The sequence below is a fragment of the Pseudomonas laurylsulfativorans genome (assembly GCF_002906155.1).
Lineage (GTDB): Bacteria > Pseudomonadota > Gammaproteobacteria > Pseudomonadales > Pseudomonadaceae > Aquipseudomonas > Aquipseudomonas laurylsulfativorans.
On the sequence record NZ_MUJK01000002.1, the window covers coordinates 779,060 to 795,855 of the forward strand.

General features: G+C 61.2%; 10 protein-coding genes. 8 read left to right on the forward strand and 2 right to left on the reverse strand.

Going from position 1 to position 16,796, the window contains the following annotated elements; translation table 11 throughout:
• The first annotated feature begins 22 nt into the window (after positions 1-22).
• Genes B0D71_RS10020 through B0D71_RS10035 form a run of 4 tightly spaced genes read left to right on the forward strand, consistent with a single transcriptional unit; the run spans position 23 to position 5,245 of the window.
• Positions 23-1,348: an MFS transporter gene (locus tag B0D71_RS10020; protein ID WP_103394618.1), complete on the forward strand. Its 1,326-nt coding sequence runs from the start codon at positions 23-25 to the stop codon at positions 1,346-1,348.
• 33 nt (positions 1,349-1,381) lie between these two features.
• Positions 1,382-2,557: an L-rhamnonate dehydratase gene (locus B0D71_RS10025; protein ID WP_007972458.1), complete on the forward strand. Its 1,176-nt coding sequence runs from the start codon at positions 1,382-1,384 to the stop codon at positions 2,555-2,557.
• A gap of 53 nt (positions 2,558-2,610) precedes the next feature.
• Complete coding sequence (gene araD1 / locus B0D71_RS10030; protein ID WP_103394619.1) at positions 2,611-3,606, forward strand: AraD1 family protein; 996 nt, start codon at positions 2,611-2,613, stop codon at positions 3,604-3,606.
• Positions 3,607-3,664: 58 nt separating this feature from the next.
• Positions 3,665-5,245, forward strand: a complete 1,581-nt coding sequence (locus B0D71_RS10035) for an aldehyde dehydrogenase (NADP(+)) (RefSeq protein ID WP_103394620.1) — start codon at positions 3,665-3,667, stop codon at positions 5,243-5,245.
• A gap of 106 nt (positions 5,246-5,351) precedes the next feature.
• Here the strand turns inward: B0D71_RS10035 and B0D71_RS10040 are convergent, their stop codons facing one another.
• On the reverse strand, positions 5,352-6,260 hold the full coding sequence (locus tag B0D71_RS10040; RefSeq protein ID WP_103394621.1) for a DMT family transporter: 909 nt from the start codon (positions 6,258-6,260) through the stop codon (positions 5,352-5,354).
• 159 nt (positions 6,261-6,419) lie between these two features.
• On the opposite strand from B0D71_RS10040, the gene aceK reads away from it, so the two are divergent.
• The 3 genes from aceK to B0D71_RS10060 all read left to right on the forward strand — a co-directional run bounded on the left by aceK (position 6,420) and on the right by B0D71_RS10060 (position 13,761).
• Positions 6,420-8,138: a bifunctional isocitrate dehydrogenase kinase/phosphatase gene (aceK, locus tag B0D71_RS10045; RefSeq protein WP_103394622.1), complete on the forward strand. Its 1,719-nt coding sequence runs from the start codon at positions 6,420-6,422 to the stop codon at positions 8,136-8,138.
• 190 nt (positions 8,139-8,328) lie between these two features.
• Positions 8,329-12,240 (forward strand): ATP-dependent RNA helicase HrpA, encoded by a 3,912-nt coding sequence (gene hrpA / locus B0D71_RS10055; RefSeq protein ID WP_103394624.1) that lies wholly within the window; start codon positions 8,329-8,331, stop codon positions 12,238-12,240.
• 399 nt (positions 12,241-12,639) lie between these two features.
• Positions 12,640-13,761: a beta-ketoacyl-ACP synthase III gene (locus tag B0D71_RS10060; RefSeq protein WP_103394625.1), complete on the forward strand. Its 1,122-nt coding sequence runs from the start codon at positions 12,640-12,642 to the stop codon at positions 13,759-13,761.
• Between the two features lie 290 nt (positions 13,762-14,051).
• Here B0D71_RS10060 and B0D71_RS10065 read toward each other — a convergent pair whose 3' ends face one another.
• Positions 14,052-15,383: a putative porin gene (locus B0D71_RS10065; protein WP_103394626.1), complete on the reverse strand. Its 1,332-nt coding sequence runs from the start codon at positions 15,381-15,383 to the stop codon at positions 14,052-14,054.
• Between the two features lie 280 nt (positions 15,384-15,663).
• Between B0D71_RS10065 and B0D71_RS10070 the strand changes: the two genes are divergently transcribed.
• Entirely contained in the window at positions 15,664-16,788 is a 1,125-nt protein-coding gene (locus B0D71_RS10070; RefSeq protein ID WP_103394674.1) for a GNAT family N-acetyltransferase, read from the forward strand.
• The last annotated feature ends 8 nt before the right edge of the window (positions 16,789-16,796 follow it).

Below are 16,796 nucleotides of genomic sequence, written 5' to 3' on the forward strand. Positions count from 1 at the left end.
CCGGCAGCAAAGGAACACTCATATGACCCGCCCAGATTCCGCCCTGGCGCTGTCCAGCGCTATCTCCAAAAGCCGGCTTCGCCTGCTGCCATTTCTGATCCTGATGTACATCCTGGCGTTCATCGATCGCTCCAACGTCGGCTTCGCCAAAGCGGCGTTGCAGGCCGACACCGGGTTGGGCGATGCCGCGTTCGCGTTCGGCGCGAGCATCTTCTTCATCGGTTACGCGTTCTTCGAAGTGCCGAGCAATTACATGCTGCATCGCCTCGGCGCCAAGGTCTGGCTGTGCCGGATCATGGTTACCTGGGGCCTGGTGTCGGCGGCGATGATGTTTGCGCACAATGCCGAAACTTTCTACGTGCTGCGCTTCCTGCTGGGCGTGGCCGAAGCCGGGTTCTTCCCGGGGATTATCCTTTACCTCACCTACTGGTTCCCGGCGCAGAGCCGTGGCCAGGCGCTGGGCCTGTTCTATTTCGGCCTGCCCCTGGCGCTGGTGTTGGGCAGCCCGTTGTCCGGCTGGTTGCTGGAATTCCACGGCGTGTTCGGCCTGACCAACTGGCAGTGGTTGTTCGTCGTCGAGGGTTTGATGGCGTCGGTAGTCGGCATCGCGGCGTACTTCTACCTGGTCAATCGCCCAAGCGACGCGACCTGGTTGAGCGTTGAAGAAAAACAGGCGCTGGGCACTGCCCTGGCCGAAGAAGACGCCCAGAAAAAACACAGCAGCCCCCACGGTTTCCTCAGTGCCTTGCGCAACCCTCGGGTGCTGCAATTCTGCCTGGCGTATTTCACCATTCAGATGAGCGTGTACGGCGTGGTGTTCTACCTGCCGACCCGTATCGCAGGTTTGCTTGACGGGCATGTTGGCCTGAACGTCGGCCTGATCACCGCAATCCCGTGGATCTGCGCGCTGATCGTGACCCGCCTCGTCACTCGCTATGCCGACCGTACCGGCCAACACCGTCGCCTCGCCGTGTGCATGCTGACCATGGCTGCCCTTGGTATCGCCGCCTCCGCGCTGGGTACGAGCATGGTGCCGGTTGTCCTCGCGTTCTGCTTCGCCGCTGCCGGTTTCGTCTCGGTGCAACCGCTGTTCTGGACCATCCCCACCAGCTACCTCAGCGGTGCCGCCGCGGCGGGCGGGATCGCCCTGATCAACTCTATCGGCAACCTCGGCGGCTTCGTTGCACCGAACCTGAAAACCGTGATGGAAAGCAGTTTTGCAGACCCCCGCGCCGGCATGTTCGCCCTGGCCACGGTTGGCATTATCGGCGCCGTCCTGCTGTCCCGACTTCGCACCACCCACACCCCTAAATCCCCCTCGCAGCTCACACCAGCTCAGGTTGGCTGATCACTACCCAAGCGTTAGCAAGGAACTGTATTCATGAAAATCAAAGCGATCCGTACCCGCGTTTTCGAGTGGAAAGGCAAAGTCGTGCCACCCCAGGCGCACTTCTGCACCAACGCCAGCGACATCTTGTTCGAACGTGGCGACGCCATGGGCTCGTTCCGTTTCCACGGCTGGCTGGTGGTAGAAGTCGAGACCGACACCGGCCTCGTTGGCATCGGTAACTGCGCCCTGGCGCCGCGTGTGGCCAAGGAAATCATCGACACCTACCTGGCACCGATCGCCATTGGCGAAGACCCGTTCGACAACGAATACATCTGGCAGAAAATGTACCGCCAGAGCCACGCCTGGGGTCGCAAGGGCATCGGCATGGCGGCGATCTCGGCGATCGACATCGCGATCTGGGACATCATGGGCAAAGCGGTGAACAAGCCGGTGTTCAAGCTGCTGGGCGGCCGCACCAAGGAAAAGATCTGGACCTACGCGTCCAAACTCTACGCCAACGACAACCTCGACCTGTTCCTCGAAGAGGCCCAGGGCTACTTGAACCAGGGTTTCACCGCGCTGAAGATGCGCTTCGGCTATGGCCCAAAAGACGGCCCGGCAGGCATGCGTCGCAACATCGAACAAGTGCGCGCCCTGCGTGAGCTGGCCGGCCCTGACGTCGACATCATGCTCGAATGCTACATGGGCTGGACCCTCGAATATGCGCGCCGCATGTTGCCGAAATTGGCCGAGTTCGAACCGCGCTGGCTCGAAGAACCGGTGATCGCCGATGACATCGAAGGCTACATCGAGCTGAAGAAGATGGGGATCATGCCGATCTCCGGCGGCGAGCACGAGTTCACCTCCTACGGCTTCAAGGACCTGCTGGAACGCCGTGCCGTCGACGTGATTCAGTACGACACCAACCGCGTCGGCGGTATCACCGCCGCGCGCAAGATCAACGCCATGGCCGAAGCCTGGTCGGTGCCGGTCATCCCGCACGCCGGGCAGATGCACAACTACCACCTGACCATGTCCACCACGGCCTCGCCGATGGCCGAGTTCTTCCCGGTGTTCGACGTCGAAGTCGGCAACGAACTCTTCTACTACGTGTTCAAGGGTGAGCCGCAACCGGTCAACGGCTACATCCAGCTCGACGACAACAAACCGGGGCTGGGTCTGGAAATCTCCGATGAGTACCTGAGCGATTTCAACATCATCGAGTGACCGTCCGGCGTCGCTCTCAGGCGGCGCCCACCACGACTTTTTGGAGGGCCGACATGCGCCTGATTCAGTTTGAAAACACCGACGGACAACGCCAGGTCGGCTTGGTTGAAGGGGCTCAGGTCCAGGTGTTGCGTGATACCCGCAGCACACGTGAACTGGCGCTGGCCGCCATTCGTGCCCAGCGCAGTCTGCAAGAAGAGATCGCCCAGCGCGGCACCGAGCCCGGTCCGGATTACGCGACACTGTTGCAGCAGCGCAAGGTCCTGCCGCCACTGGACCACGAGGACCCGGCCCATTGCCTGATCAGCGGCACCGGTCTGACCCATTTGGGCAGTGCGGCGACGCGGGACAAAATGCATCAGCACGACGGCGCCGTCGAAGCTGGCATGACCGACACCATGCGCATGTTCAAGTGGGGGCTGGAGGGCGGCAAACCGGCGGCAGGGCAGGTCGGCGCGCAACCGGAGTGGTTCTACAAGGGCGACGGCAGCATCGTCGTGCGCCCCGGTGCGGATTTCCCGGTGCCGCCATTCGCCGAAGACGCCGGTGAAGAGCCGGAACTCACCGGCTTGTATGTGATTGGCGATGATGGCCAGCCGTACCGCATCGGTTTCGCCCTGGGCAACGAGTTCTCCGACCACGTCATGGAACGGCGCAACTACCTGTACCTCGCCCATTCGAAGTTGCGCTGCTGTTCCTATGGCCCGGAACTACGCGTTGGCGATTTGCCCAGGCATCTGGTCGGCACCAGCCGTATCAAGCGCGACGGCCATACCATCTGGGAAAAAGAATTCCTCAGCGGCGAAGACAACATGTGCCACAGCCTGGCCAATCTGGAATTCCATCACTTCAAGTACGCGCAGTTTTTGCGTCCCGGCGATGTGCACGTGCATTACTTCGGCACCGCCACCCTGTCGTTTGCCGACGGGGTGAAAACCCAATCGGGGGATCGCTTCCAGATCAGCCTCGATGAGTTCGGTGCGCCTTTGATCAACGGCATCGGCGAAAGCGTCCAGCCGCTGGGCATCGGTCAGGTGCGCACACTCTGACCCCTGTAGGAGCCGGCTGCCGGCTCCTACAGGTCTGCAATCGATCAAGGAATCCCACATGACCACACTTCTCGGACACAACTACATCGGCGGCCGCCGCAGCGCCAACGGCACGCTGCAACTGCAAAGCCTCGACGCCACCACCGGCGAGCCGTTGCCCGGAACCTTTATTCAGGCCAGCGAAGCTGAAGTGAACGCTGCCGCGATAGCAGCGGCTGCGGCATACCCTATCTACCGCAACCTGAGCGCGGAACAACGTGCGCGGTTTCTCGATGCCATCGCCGATGAAATCGATGGACTGGGCGATGAGTTCGTCGCCACCGTATGCCGCGAAACAGCGTTGCCGGCCGGGCGTATTCAAGGTGAGCGCGCACGCACCAGCGGCCAGTTGCGCCTGTTCGCCAAGGTGCTGCGTCGCGGTGATTTCCATGGTGCGCGCATCGACCGCGCATTGCCGGATCGGCAGCCGTTGCCACGTCCGGATCTGCGTCAGTACCGCATCGGCCTGGGACCGGTTGCCGTGTTCGGCGCCAGTAACTTCCCGCTGGCGTTTTCCACAGCCGGCGGCGATACCGCTTCGGCACTGGCCGCCGGTTGTCCGGTGGTGTTCAAGGCCCACAGCGGGCACATGGCAACCGCGGAGTGGGTGGCTGATGCGATCATCCGCGGCGCAGAAAAAACCGGCATGCCGGCCGGTGTGTTCAACATGATTTATGGCGGCGGTGTCGGCGAATGGCTGGTCAAGCATCCGGCGATTCAGGCGCTCGGCTTCACCGGCTCACTCAAAGGCGGCAATGCCCTGAGCCACATGGCGGCTAACCGGGCGCAGCCGATCCCGGTGTTCGCCGAGATGTCGAGCATCAACCCGGTGTTCCTGCTGCCCGAAGCCCTCAAGGTGCGTGGCGAGCAGATCGCGGCGCAATTGGCCGGTTCGGTAACCCTGGGCTGTGGCCAGTTCTGCACCAATCCGGGTTTGGTCATTGGTGTGCGCTCGCCGCAGTTCAGTTCTTTCCTTGAGACATTCTGCGCCCACATGAACCAGCAACCGGCGCAAACCATGCTCAACGCCGGCGCGCTGGTCAGCTACAGCCGGGGCCTTGGCGAACTGCACGAGCATCCGGGCCTGACCCATCTGGCGGGCCGGCCACAACAAGGCAATCAGGCGCAACCGCAGGTGTTCAAGGCCGATGTCAGCCTGTTGCTCAAGGGCGATGAGTTGTTGCAGGAGGAAGTGTTCGGGCCGACCACCATTGTCATTGAGGTCGAGGATCGGACGCAGTTGGCGGCGGCGCTGCATGGCCTGCGTGGGCAATTGACGGCGACGTTGATCGGCGAGGCCGAAGAGTTGCTGGAGTACCGCTGGCTGGCTGAATTGCTCCAGGAGAAGGTCGGAAGGATCTTGCTCAATGGCTATCCGACCGGGGTCGAAGTCTGCGAGGCCATGGTGCATGGCGGGCCGTATCCGGCGACGTCTGACTCGCGGGGCACCTCGGTGGGCACCCTGGCGATCGATCGCTTCCTGCGGCCGGTGTGCTTCCAGAACTATCCGGATGCGTTGCTGCCCGAGGCGTTGCAGAACGGCAATCCGCTGGGGATTCGGCGGTTGGTGGATGGGGAGCTCACTCAGTCAGCTTTATAGTGCCTGAGCGACCGCTTTCGCTGGCAAGCCAGCTCCTACAGGGTTGTAAGCAGGCCCTTGTAGGAGCTGGCTTGCCAGCGATGGCGCCATCAGCAACACCACCGAATTACTTGGCAGTCACCTCAGCCACCTTCACCACTGCCGGCTTCAACACCAACCACAACGCCAGCGCAATCAACATCCCGCCATAGACATGCGCCATCGACAATGGCTCATCGAGAAACAGCGCCCCCCACAACACACCGAACAGCGGGATCAAGAAGGTCGTGGTCATCGATTTCACCGGGCCAATGGAGCTCAGGAGCCGGAAGTAAATAATGTACGCAAACGCCGTGCATCCCAGACCCAACCCCAGCAACGACAGCCACACGCTCCAGCCGCCCCAGTTCGCGGGTGGTTGGCTGATCACGCTGTAGCCGAACAGCGGCAGCAGGAACAACGTCGCGCCGAGCATGCTGCCCAGTGCCGATAAACGGCTGTCGAGGCCACCGGCCTGGTCGAGCCAGCGCCGTGCGAGAAAACCGGCAAAGCCGTAGCAAGTGGTCGCAAGCAGGCAGGCAACGGCACCCATCAGCAGTTCCATATCGAACGCCACCGGACCGGCACGGGTCAGCACCCCCACGCCAAACAGCCCCAGGAATACGCCGCCGAGCTTGGCGCCAGTGAGCCTTTCATGGAAAAACAGGCCGCCGATCAGCACACCCATCAAGGGTGTTGTGGCATTGAAAATCGACGAATAACCGGCAGGAAGCACCTGCGCGGCCACCGAATAGAGCGTCGCCGGAATCCCGGAGTTGATCACGCCGAGCAGCATCACGGTTTTGAGTTTGCCCTTGAAGTCCCAACTCATGCGCATCAGCCCAAGAATCACCAGCAGTCCGGCAGCGGCAATCGATACACGGAAAAAAGCGGTAGGAATGCTGCCAATCACCGGGGCGATGATGCGCATGAACAGGAAACTCGCTCCCCAAATGGCCGCCAGGGACAGTAAACGGAAAATATCGACGGGGTTCACAGCGCGGTCCTTCCTTGATGGAGGGGCGAAAGTGTTGCTGAGTGTGTGATCGATGGCAACCGAAAACCGGGCATTCAATTCACCCGGAAAATTACGCTTCTCCTGCACCCGGTTCACTGGCTAAGCTCAGGGCTTCCGAATTCCCGCAGAGGTCTCACCATGCCGCAGCAATGGCCAGCCGCCGACATCGCCCGCTTGATCCTCGATGGCTTTGACGATTACCGCGAGCATTTTCGCCAGATCACCGACGGCGCCCGGGCTCGCTTCGAACAGGCCAGGTGGCAAGAGACGCAATCGGCGTCGGCGGCGCGGATCAATCTGTACGAAGACAAAGTCGCTGAAACGGTGGAGCGACTGCGCACCGCGTTCGATGCCGACACGCTGGACGTCAGCTGCTGGCCGCTGGTCAAAAGCGCCTACATCAGCCTGATCGACCTGCGCTTTGACGATGAATTGTCCGAGACCTGGTACAACTCGATCTTCTGCGGGCTGTTCAGCCACGACCTGATCAGCGACGGCTGCATGTTCATCCACACCACCCGGCCGAGCCTGCGCCGTGCCCGGGCCGCGCAAACCCGGACCTACAAGCCACAAGGCCAATTGTCGGCCATGCTGGCGAGCATCTTCGCCGACTACCGCTTCAGTGAGGACTACGCCGACCTGTCCGGCGACCTGACGCGCCTCGAAGCGCAACTGCGCGAGAACCTGCCGGACTGGGTATGCAAGGACCCGCAGCTGAGCGTCGAACTGTTTTCCTCGGTGCTCTACCGTAACAAGGGCGCCTACCTGGTGGGGCGCATCTACACCGCCGATGAGCAATGGCCGCTGGCGATTCCGCTGTTGCACCTCGAAGGTCGCGGCATCCAGATCGATGCGCTGATCACCGACGAAGCAGACGTGTCGATCATCTTCTCCTTCACCCGTTCGTATTTCATGGTGGATGTGCCGGTGCCGGCGGAGTTCATCGGCTTCCTGCGGCGTATCCTGCCGGGCAAGCACATTGCTGAGCTGTACACCTCGATCGGTTTCTACAAGCACGGCAAGTCGGAGTTCTACCGCGCGCTTATCAATCACCTGGCCAACACCGACGACCAGTTCATCATGGCCCCCGGTGTGCGCGGCATGGTCATGAGCGTGTTCACACTGCCGGGTTTCAACACCGTGTTCAAAATCATCAAGGACCGTTTCTCGCCGTCGAAAAACGTCGACCGCGCCACGGTGATCGAGAAGTACCGCTTGGTGAAAAGCGTCGACCGCGTCGGGCGCATGGCCGATACCCAGGAATTCGCCGACTTCCGTTTTCCTTTGAGCAAGTTCGATCCGGCATGCCTGGAGGAGCTGCTGGAAGTTGCACCGTCCACGGTCTCGGTGGAAGGCGACACGGTGTTGATCCGCCACTGCTGGACCGAACGGCGCATGACCCCGCTTAACCTGTACCTGGAGAACGCCAACGAGGCGCAGGTGCGCGAAGCCCTGGAAGATTACGGCCTGGCGATCAAGCAACTGGCGGCGGCCAACATCTTTCCCGGCGACATGCTGCTGAAGAACTTCGGCGTCACCCGTCACGGTCGCGTGGTGTTCTACGATTACGACGAAATCTGCTTCCTCACCGAAGCCAACTTCCGCCACATCCCGCAACCGCGTACCCCGGAGGACGAAATGGCTTCTGAACCCTGGTATTCGATCGGGCCGCTTGACGTGTTCCCGGAAGAGTTTCCGCCGTTCCTGTTTGCCGATTTCGGGCAGCGCAAGCTGTTCGATCAGCTGCATGGCGAGTTGTACAACGCCGATTACTGGAAAAGCCTGCAGGAAGCGATTCGGGCGGGGAAGGTGATTGATGTGTTTCCGTATCGGCGCAAGGGTCTCGACAACGAATAGCCCCGGTTCGCATCCCCTGTAGGAGCGAGCTTGCTCGCGATGGTCGTTAACGGTGATGCGGGAAACCTGACACCCCATGGCGTTCTTGAGTTCATCGCGAGCAAGCTCGCTCCTACAAGGGATCTCGTTCATCCTTTAAATCTGCGACAATCGCCCCCCTGCGCCACTAGACGACTGAATTGCGTACCCGATGACCGACGAATCGCCCTCCATCGACAAACTGCTGAAAAACCTCGATCACGCCATGCTCGCCGACCGCCACCGGCTGCGGCGGCAGTTGCTTGAGCTGCGCAAGAAACCCGACGAGGCCAAGCTGGCCCAGTGGGTAGCGCGCATGCAGGCGTCCTGTGAGCAGGTGCTGGCGCGCAAGGCCAGCCTGCCGGTGATTCGTTACGACGACAGCCTGCCGATCGCCGCCAAGCGCGACGAAATCAAGAAGGCGCTGGAAAAGCACCAGGTGCTGATCATCGCCGGTGAGACCGGCTCGGGTAAAACCACCCAGTTGCCGAAGATCTGCCTGGAAATCGGTCGCGGCCAGCACGGGTTGATCGGCCACACCCAGCCGCGGCGGATCGCTGCGCGCAGTGTCGCCAGCCGGGTCGCCGAGGAGCTCGGCACGCCGCTGGGCGCACTGGTCGGCTATCAGGTGCGGTTCGAGGATCAGAGCGATTCCAACACCCTGATCAAACTGATGACCGACGGCATCCTGCTGGCGGAAACCCAGAACGACCGCTATCTGGAACGCTACGACACGATCATCGTCGACGAGGCCCATGAACGCAGCCTCAACATCGACTTCCTGCTCGGCTACCTGAAAACCCTGCTGCCGCGCCGTCCCGACCTGAAGGTCATCATCACGTCGGCAACCATCGATCTGGAGCGTTTCTCCAAGCATTTCGACGATGCGCCGATTGTCGAAGTCTCGGGCCGTACCTTCCCGGTGGACACCTGGTATCGCCCGCTGACGCTGGAGCAGGACGAAGAGGGCAACCGCGTCGAGGACGACCTGACCGTGGATCAAGCGATCCTCGCCACCCTCGACGAAATCGCCGCCTATGAGCGCAGCGAGCGCCGCAGTCCCGGTGACGTGCTGGTATTCCTGCCCGGTGAGCGCGAGATTCGCGACGCCGCCGAAATGCTGCGTAAAGCCCAGCTCAAACACACTGAAATCCTGCCGCTGTACGCACGGCTGTCGCCGGCCGAGCAGCAGCGGATTTTCCAGTCGCACCCGGGCCGTCGGGTGGTGCTGGCGACCAACGTCGCGGAAACCTCGCTGACCGTGCCGGGTATCCGCTACGTGATCGACAGCGGCACCGCGCGCATCAGCCGCTACAGCTATCGGGCCAAGGTTCAGCGCCTGCCGATCGAAGCCGTTTCCCAAGCCAGCGCCAACCAGCGTAAAGGTCGATGCGGGCGGGTCGAGCCGGGTATCTGCATCCGCCTCTACAGCGAGGAAGACTTCCTCGGGCGCCCGGAATTTACCGATCCCGAAATCTTGCGCACCAACCTCGCCGCCGTAATCTTGCAGATGCTGCATTTGCGCCTTGGCGAGGTCACCGCGTTCCCGTTCATCGAGCCGCCGGACGGTAAGGCCATCAGCGACGGCTACAACCTGCTGCAAGAACTCTCGGCGGTGGATCGCAATAGCCAGCTGACCCCGCTCGGGCGCCAATTGGCGCGCTTGCCGGTGGACCCGCGCATGGGCCGCATGCTGCTGGAAGCGGCGAAGCTCGGCAGCTTGCAGGAAGTGTTGATCGTCGCCAGCGCCATGTCGATCCAGGACCCGCGCGAGCGTCCGCCGGAGCGTCAGCAAGCGGCTGATCAGGCCCACGCTCAGTGGAAAGACGCTGACTCGGACTTCGCCGGGCTGGTCAATCTGTGGCGCGGATTCGAGGAGCAGCGCCAGGCGTTGACCGCCAGTCCGCTACGCAACTGGTGCCGCAAGAACTTCCTGAATTACCTGCGCCTGCGCGAATGGCGCGACTCCCATCGCCAGCTGAGCCTGATCTGCCGTGACATGCAGCTGAGTCTCAATAAAGAACCGGCGGACTATCCGAAACTGCACAAAGCGGTGCTGGTGGGACTGCTGAGCCAGATCGGCCAGAAAACCGAGGAGGGCGATTACCTCGGCGCGCGTCAGCGGCGGTTCTGGATTCACCCGTCGTCGGGCATCGGCAAGAAACGCCTGCAGTGGCTGATGACTGCCGAACTGGTGGAAACCACCAAGCTCTACGCGCGCATGGTGGCGAAGATCGATGCCGACTGGATCGAGCCGCTGGCCGGGCACCTGATCAAGAAAAACCACTTCGAACCCCACTGGGAGAAGAAGCGCGGCCAGGTCGTGGCGTTCGAGCAGATCACCCTGTTCGGACTGATCGTGGTGGGTCGCCGACCGGTGCATTACGGCCCTGTGGACCCGGTGGTGTCGCGGGAACTGTTTATCCGCGAAGCGCTGGTGCGCGGTGAAATCCAGTCGAAGGCCAAGTGCCTGACGGCCAACAAGCAGTTGCTGGAACAGCTCGACGAACTGGAAGCCAAGGCCCGCCGTCGCGACATCCTCGCCGACGAAGAAACCCTGTACGCCTTCTACGACGCGCGGCTGCCGGCGGAGATTCACCAGACCGCGACCTTCGACAGCTGGTACCGGATCAACAGCCAGAAAGACCCGCAACTGCTGATCATGCGCGAGGAAGACGTGCTGGCCCGCGAAGCCAGTGAAGTCACCGCCCAGCATTACCCGGATACGCTGCACATCGGCGATCTGGAGTTGGCCTTGAGCTACCACTTCGAGCCCAACCATCCACGGGACGGTGTGACCCTGCGCGTGCCGGCTCCGCTGCTGCCGATGCTGCCGCCGGAGCGCCTGGAATGGCTGGTGCCTGGTGTCATCGAAGCCAAGTGCATTGCCTTGGTGCGTAACCTGCCCAAGGCCTTGCGCAAGAACTTCGTGCCGGTGCCGGACTTCGTCAAGGCGGCCTTGCAGCGCATGACCTTTGCCGAGGGCTCGCTGCCCCAGGCGTTGGGGCGCGAGCTGTTGCGCATGACCGGCGCGCGGGTCAGCGATGAAGCTTGGGCCGAGGCTGCGCAGCAGGTCGAAAGCCATCTGCGGATGAACCTGGAAATCGTCGACGGCCAGGGCAAGTTCCTCGGTGAAGGTCGCGACCTGGCGGAACTGACGGCGCGTTTCGCCGAGGCCAGCCAGGCGGCGTTGGCAGTGCCGCAAACCGCGAAGAGCCAGCAACCGGTGGAGCCGAAAGTGTTCGCCGCCGTGGCCGAGAAAACCCAACAGAAGATCGCCGGGCTGTCGATGACGGTCTACCCGGCGTTGGTAGAGGAGAGCGGTACGGTCAAGGAAGGACGTTTCTCGACCCCGGCCGAAGCCGAGTTCCAGCATCGCCGTGCCTTGCAGCGTCTGCTGATGCAACAACTGGCCGAGTCGGCGAAGTTCCTTCGCGGCAAATTGCCGGGCCTGACCGAGCTGGGCCTGCTGTACCGCGACATGGGGCGTGTCGATGCGCTGGTGGAAGACATTCTGCTGGCCAGCCTCGATAGCTGCATCCTTGAGGGCGAAGACCCGTTGCCACGGGATGGCGCCGGATTGGCGTCACTGGCCGAGCGCAAGCGCGGCGCCTGGACTGATCATGCCGAGCGTGTGGCCAGGCTGACCCTGGAAATCCTCAAGCTCTGGCACGGTTTGCAAAAGCGCTTCAAGGGCAAGATCGATCTGGCGCAAGCCGTGGCCTTGAACGACATCAAGCAGCAGCTCAGCCATCTGGTTTATCCGGGTTTTGTCCGGGAAACGCCGATGCAGTGGCTCAAGGAATTGCCGCGTTACCTGAAGGCGATTGAACAGCGTTTCGAGAAAATCGGCGCCCAGGTGCAGAGGGATCGGGTCTGGAGCGGCGAATTGAGCGGCCTGTGGACGCAGTACCAGACCCGCGCCAACAAACACGCCCAGGAAGGCAAGCGCGATCCGCAGCTGGAGTTGTATCGCTGGTGGCTGGAGGAGTATCGGGTTTCGCTGTTTGCACAACAGCTGGGAACCAAGGTGCCGATTTCCGACAAGCGCCTGAACAAGCAGTGGACCCAGGTCGAGCCGTAGGCCAGGAGCTGCACAAATACCCTGTGGGAGCGAGCTTGTGTGGCGAGGGGGCTTGCCCCCGTTGAGTGGCGAAGCCGCCCCAAAACCTGCAACCTCGGTGCTTCAGTTAGTCCGAGTGCGCTAATTTTGCGACTGCTTCGCAGCCGAACGGGGGCAAGCCCCCTCGCCACACAAGCACCCACAGGAATGGTGTTGTTCTTGCAAAAAGGGGTCAAAACCTGCGGGTTATGGCAAACTTCGCGCCTATAAACGCCGGCCCCGCGGTTTTGAGCCTTCACGGTCACGGGCAGGTCGGAATAAAGCGATGCCAGGTTTGCGTCCCCCGGATGGGAATAGACCCTTTGTGTATTGGTACGACGGTGCCAATGCTTTCTGCCTGAACAGATTAGAGACACGACCATGCATAACGTCGTCATCAGCGGCACCGGCCTGTACACCCCGGCCAACAGCATTTCCAATGAAGAGCTGGTGCAGTCTTTCAATGCCTATGTGGCGCAATTCAACGCCGATAACGCCGAAGCCATCGCCAGTGGTGAAATCGAAGCGTTGACCGAGTCCAGCGCAGCGTTCATCGAAAAAGCTTCCGGCATCAAGAGCCGCTTTGTCATGGACAAGGAAGGCATCCTCGACCCGCAACGCATGGCGCCACGTTTGCCAGAACGCTCCAACGACGAGTGGTCGGTGCTTTGCCAGATGGCCATCGGCGCGGCCGAGCAGGCCTTGCAGCGTGCAGGCAAGACCGCTGCCGACATCGATGGCGTGATCGTCGCCTGCTCCAACCTGCAACGTGCTTACCCGGCCATTGCCATCGAAGTGCAGGAAGCGCTGGGCATCCAGGGTTTCGGTTTCGACATGAACGTGGCCTGTTCTTCGGCGACCTTCGGTATCCAGACCGCCGCCAACAGCGTGCAACTGGGCCAGGCCCGGGCGATCCTGATGGTCAACCCGGAAGTCTGCACCGGTCACCTGAACTTCCGTGACCGTGACAGTCACTTTATCTTCGGCGATGCCGCCACCGCGGTAATCATCGAGCGTGCTGACCTGGCGACGTCCAAGTACCAGTTCGACATCGTCAGCACCAAGCTGCTGACCAAGTTCTCCAACAACATCCGCAACAACTTCGGCTTCCTCAACCGCGCGGCGGAAGAGGGCATCGGCGCCAAGGACAAACTGTTCGTGCAGGAAGGCCGCAAGGTGTTCAAGGAAGTCTGCCCGATGGTGGCCGAGCTGATCGCCGGGCATCTGCAGGAGAATCAGCTCAACGTCAGCGACGTGAAGCGCTTCTGGTTGCACCAGGCCAACCTCAGCATGAACCACCTGATCGTGAAAAAACTGCTGGGTCGCGACGCCACCGAACAGGAAGCACCGGTGATTCTCGACACCTACGCCAACACCAGCTCCGCCGGTTCCGTGATTGCGTTCCACAAGAACCAGGACGATCTGGTCGCCGGTTCGCTGGCCGTGCTCAGTTCGTTCGGTGCCGGTTATTCGATTGGTAGCGTGTTGCTGCGCAAGCGCTGAATCTGCGATTTTATGCGGGGCTTTTGTGGCGAGGGGGCTTGCCCCCGTTCTGCTACGTAGTAGCCGCAAGTCAGATTGACACAGTGTTTCTGGTAAAACGCGGTGACTGGTTTTGGGATCGCTTCGCGATCCAACGGGGGCAAGCCCCCTCGCCACAATTGATTGGGTGCAGGCGGGGATGTGAAAACAGACTCGCGTTGATGCATCGGAGGATGATGGGGACCGACACACCAACGCCAGGCTGTAAAAGGGGCTCAGGCATCCTTGCCAGAGTCGTGTAGCGGGGTGAATCAGAACTTGGCTTCGGCATCCAGTTGCAGGGTGTTGATGTCCGAATCCTTCTTGTTGATGTTGGCGTTGGTCTGGTCCGAGGTCGCCATGAAGTAGGTCGCGCCCAGGGCAAAGTTCTTGTCCAGGTCGTAACTTACTTTCAGCTTGCTGCCGCGCGAACCGGTGAAGCCGTTGGCGAAGTCGGAGTCGGTGAAGGCGCCAACCACAGCGTTACGCTGCACGTCGCGGTAGTTGTAGTCCAGGTTGAAGCCGTAGATCTTGGACTTCACACCGGCCAGCCAGCCAGTGTCCTGGTCGTTGCTGGCATCGGTGTTGTTGACGTACTGACCGTAGATCGACAGCGGAACTGGCAGGTTGCTGAAGTCCAGCTGACCAAAGCCTTCGTACAGTTTGAACTGTTCGCCCGGGCTGTTGCCGTTGACGGCCAGCGCGCATGGTGCGGTGACGGTTCCGCTGGTAGGGCAGGCGCTGCTGTCATCGTTGTCGTAGGCGTAGAGGCTGCCGCCCAACGTCATTTTCATGCTGTCGGTGATGGCAAAACGCGCACCCAACTGGCCGGCGTACAGACGCAGGTCGTGCTTGAACTGCACGCCTTCGCCGTCGACGTTGTCCTTGAGGGTGTAGTGACCGGCGCTACCGAACAGCTCGGTGCTGCCGCTCAGTGGGTATTTGTAGGTGACGGCCAGACCTTCAGGGTTGATGTCGCTATCCCAGATGATGTCGCCCATGCTCACCCATTGTTGCGGCATCTTGCCGCCAACCAGGTGCAGGTTTTTGATCGCGTCCGGGTGGTAGTCGATGTAACCCTGGTCCAGCCAGATCTGCTTCTTGTCGAAGTAGTTGTTCAGGTCCTGGTTGGTGGAGCGAGCGTCGTCGTTGCTGCCGGTGGCAATACGGATGCCGGTGTCGACCTGCGGGTTGATTTCGCTGTAGGCACCCAGGCGGGCACGAATGCGCTGACGGTCCTGGTCTTTGTTGTTGGATACGCCATCGTTGTGGACGTTTTCCTGACGGAAGCGCACGTCGCCCTTGAACTGGGTCTTGGCAGCCCAGGAAAGTTTCTGGTCGAAAGCGCTCAGTGTGTCGGTTTTCTTCGCGGTGGCCGCGATTTGCTCGTTGGTCTCTTGCTGAGCCTGACGGGCGATCTGCTGGTCTTTCTGATCCCTGGCCAGCTCGGCTTGCAGTTCACTGTACTGCGCGTTGGTGATCGAGCCGTTAGCCTTGAGCATGTCGAGCAGTTTGGCGTCGACTGCGGCACTGGCCGGAACACTCATGGCCAGCAACAGGCCACCGCACAAGGCCGCCGCAGTTTTCGTGGAAGCAAGACGCATATCAATCTCCGAAGATGAGAGGGGATGACAGAGCCATCCGGGACACAACCGACCGTTAGGGGCGGAAAACTGTGGCCGGGTATAACCCGGCGCTCTAAAAACAGGCGCCAGTATCGCGATGGTTTATTACAGGGCGGTGGCAATGTGATGTCATGTCCATGACGATACAAAGTCGCCTTGAACTATTGAGTTAGAGCACTGTCGTCGAATTGGCCGTGTGCAAAGGAGTGCGATCGGCGATACTCGCGAGGCTTTCACGCCATGAAGAGTGAGGATGGTGATGCCGTTGCAACGCCTGCAAAAACTGTCAGAAATCGCCCCGCAGACCTGGGACGCACTGGTGCCCGAGACTCAGCCTTTTCTGCGTCACGCCTTTTTGAGCGCACTGGAAGACAGCGGCAGCGTCGGCCCTCATACCGGCTGGCAGCCCGAGCATTTGCTGCACGTTGAAGGTGACCGTCTGATCGCCGCGCTGCCCGGTTATCGCAAGTGGCATTCCTACGGCGAGTATGTGTTCGATCACGCCTGGGCCGATGCCTGCGAACGCGCCGGTATTGACTACTACCCCAAATTGTTGAACGCCGTGCCGTTCAGTCCGGTCACCGGGCCGCGACTGTTGGCGGCCACGGTCGAAGAAGGCTTCGAGTTGTTGAAAAGCCTGCCGGGCTACCTTGAGCTCGAAGGGCTCTCCAGCGCGCACATCAACTTCACCGATCCGTTCACCGACGCGGCATTGAGTGAGCAGCCCGGCTGGCTGCAGCGTGTGGGCTGTCAGTATCACTGGCAGAATCGCGGCTACCGGGATTTCCAGGACTTCCTCGACGTGCTCAGTTCGCGCAAGCGCAAACAGATGCGCAAGGAGCGTGAGCAGGTGGCCGGGCAGGGCTTCGAGTTCGAATGGCTGGAGGGGCGGGAACTGAGTCAGGTGCAATGGGATTTCGTCTACGCCTGCTATGCCAATACCTATGCGGTGCGCCGGCAAGCGCCGTACCTGACACGGGAGTTTTTCAGCCTGTTGGCCGAACGCATGCCGGAATCGATTCGCGTGGTGCTGGCCAAACAGGGTTCACGGCCGGTGGCGATGGCATTCAGCCTGGTGGGGGGCGACAGCTTTTATGGACGTTACTGGGGATGCCTGGCGGAGTTCGATCGCCTGCATTTCGAGACCTGTTTCTACCAGGGCATGGACTATGCCATCGCCAACGGTTTCCAGCGTTTTGATGCCGGGGCCCAGGGCGAGCACAAACTGATTCGCGGATTCGAGCCGGTCATTACCCATTCCTGGCACTACTTGCGGCATCCGGGATTGAAAGCGGCGGTGAAAGACTTTCTGGAGCAGGAGCGGCTGGGAGTGCTGGCGTATGCGCAGGATGCGAAGTCAGCCTTGCCTTATCGACAAGGCTGATCTTCAGC

Coding starts and splice junctions, on each gene's coding strand:
- B0D71_RS10020 (WP_103394618.1), top strand. CDS start 23: ATGACCCGCCCAGATTCCGCCCTGGCGCTGTCCAGCGCTATCTCCAAA.
- B0D71_RS10025 (WP_007972458.1), top strand. CDS start 1,382: ATGAAAATCAAAGCGATCCGTACCCGCGTTTTCGAGTGGAAAGGCAAA.
- araD1 (WP_103394619.1), top strand. CDS start 2,611: ATGCGCCTGATTCAGTTTGAAAACACCGACGGACAACGCCAGGTCGGC.
- B0D71_RS10035 (WP_103394620.1), top strand. CDS start 3,665: ATGACCACACTTCTCGGACACAACTACATCGGCGGCCGCCGCAGCGCC.
- aceK (WP_103394622.1), top strand. CDS start 6,420: ATGCCGCAGCAATGGCCAGCCGCCGACATCGCCCGCTTGATCCTCGAT.
- hrpA (WP_103394624.1), top strand. CDS start 8,329: ATGACCGACGAATCGCCCTCCATCGACAAACTGCTGAAAAACCTCGAT.
- B0D71_RS10060 (WP_103394625.1), top strand. CDS start 12,640: ATGCATAACGTCGTCATCAGCGGCACCGGCCTGTACACCCCGGCCAAC.
- B0D71_RS10065 (WP_103394626.1), bottom strand. CDS start 15,383: ATGCGTCTTGCTTCCACGAAAACTGCGGCGGCCTTGTGCGGTGGCCTG.
- B0D71_RS10070 (WP_103394674.1), top strand. CDS start 15,664: ATGCCGTTGCAACGCCTGCAAAAACTGTCAGAAATCGCCCCGCAGACC.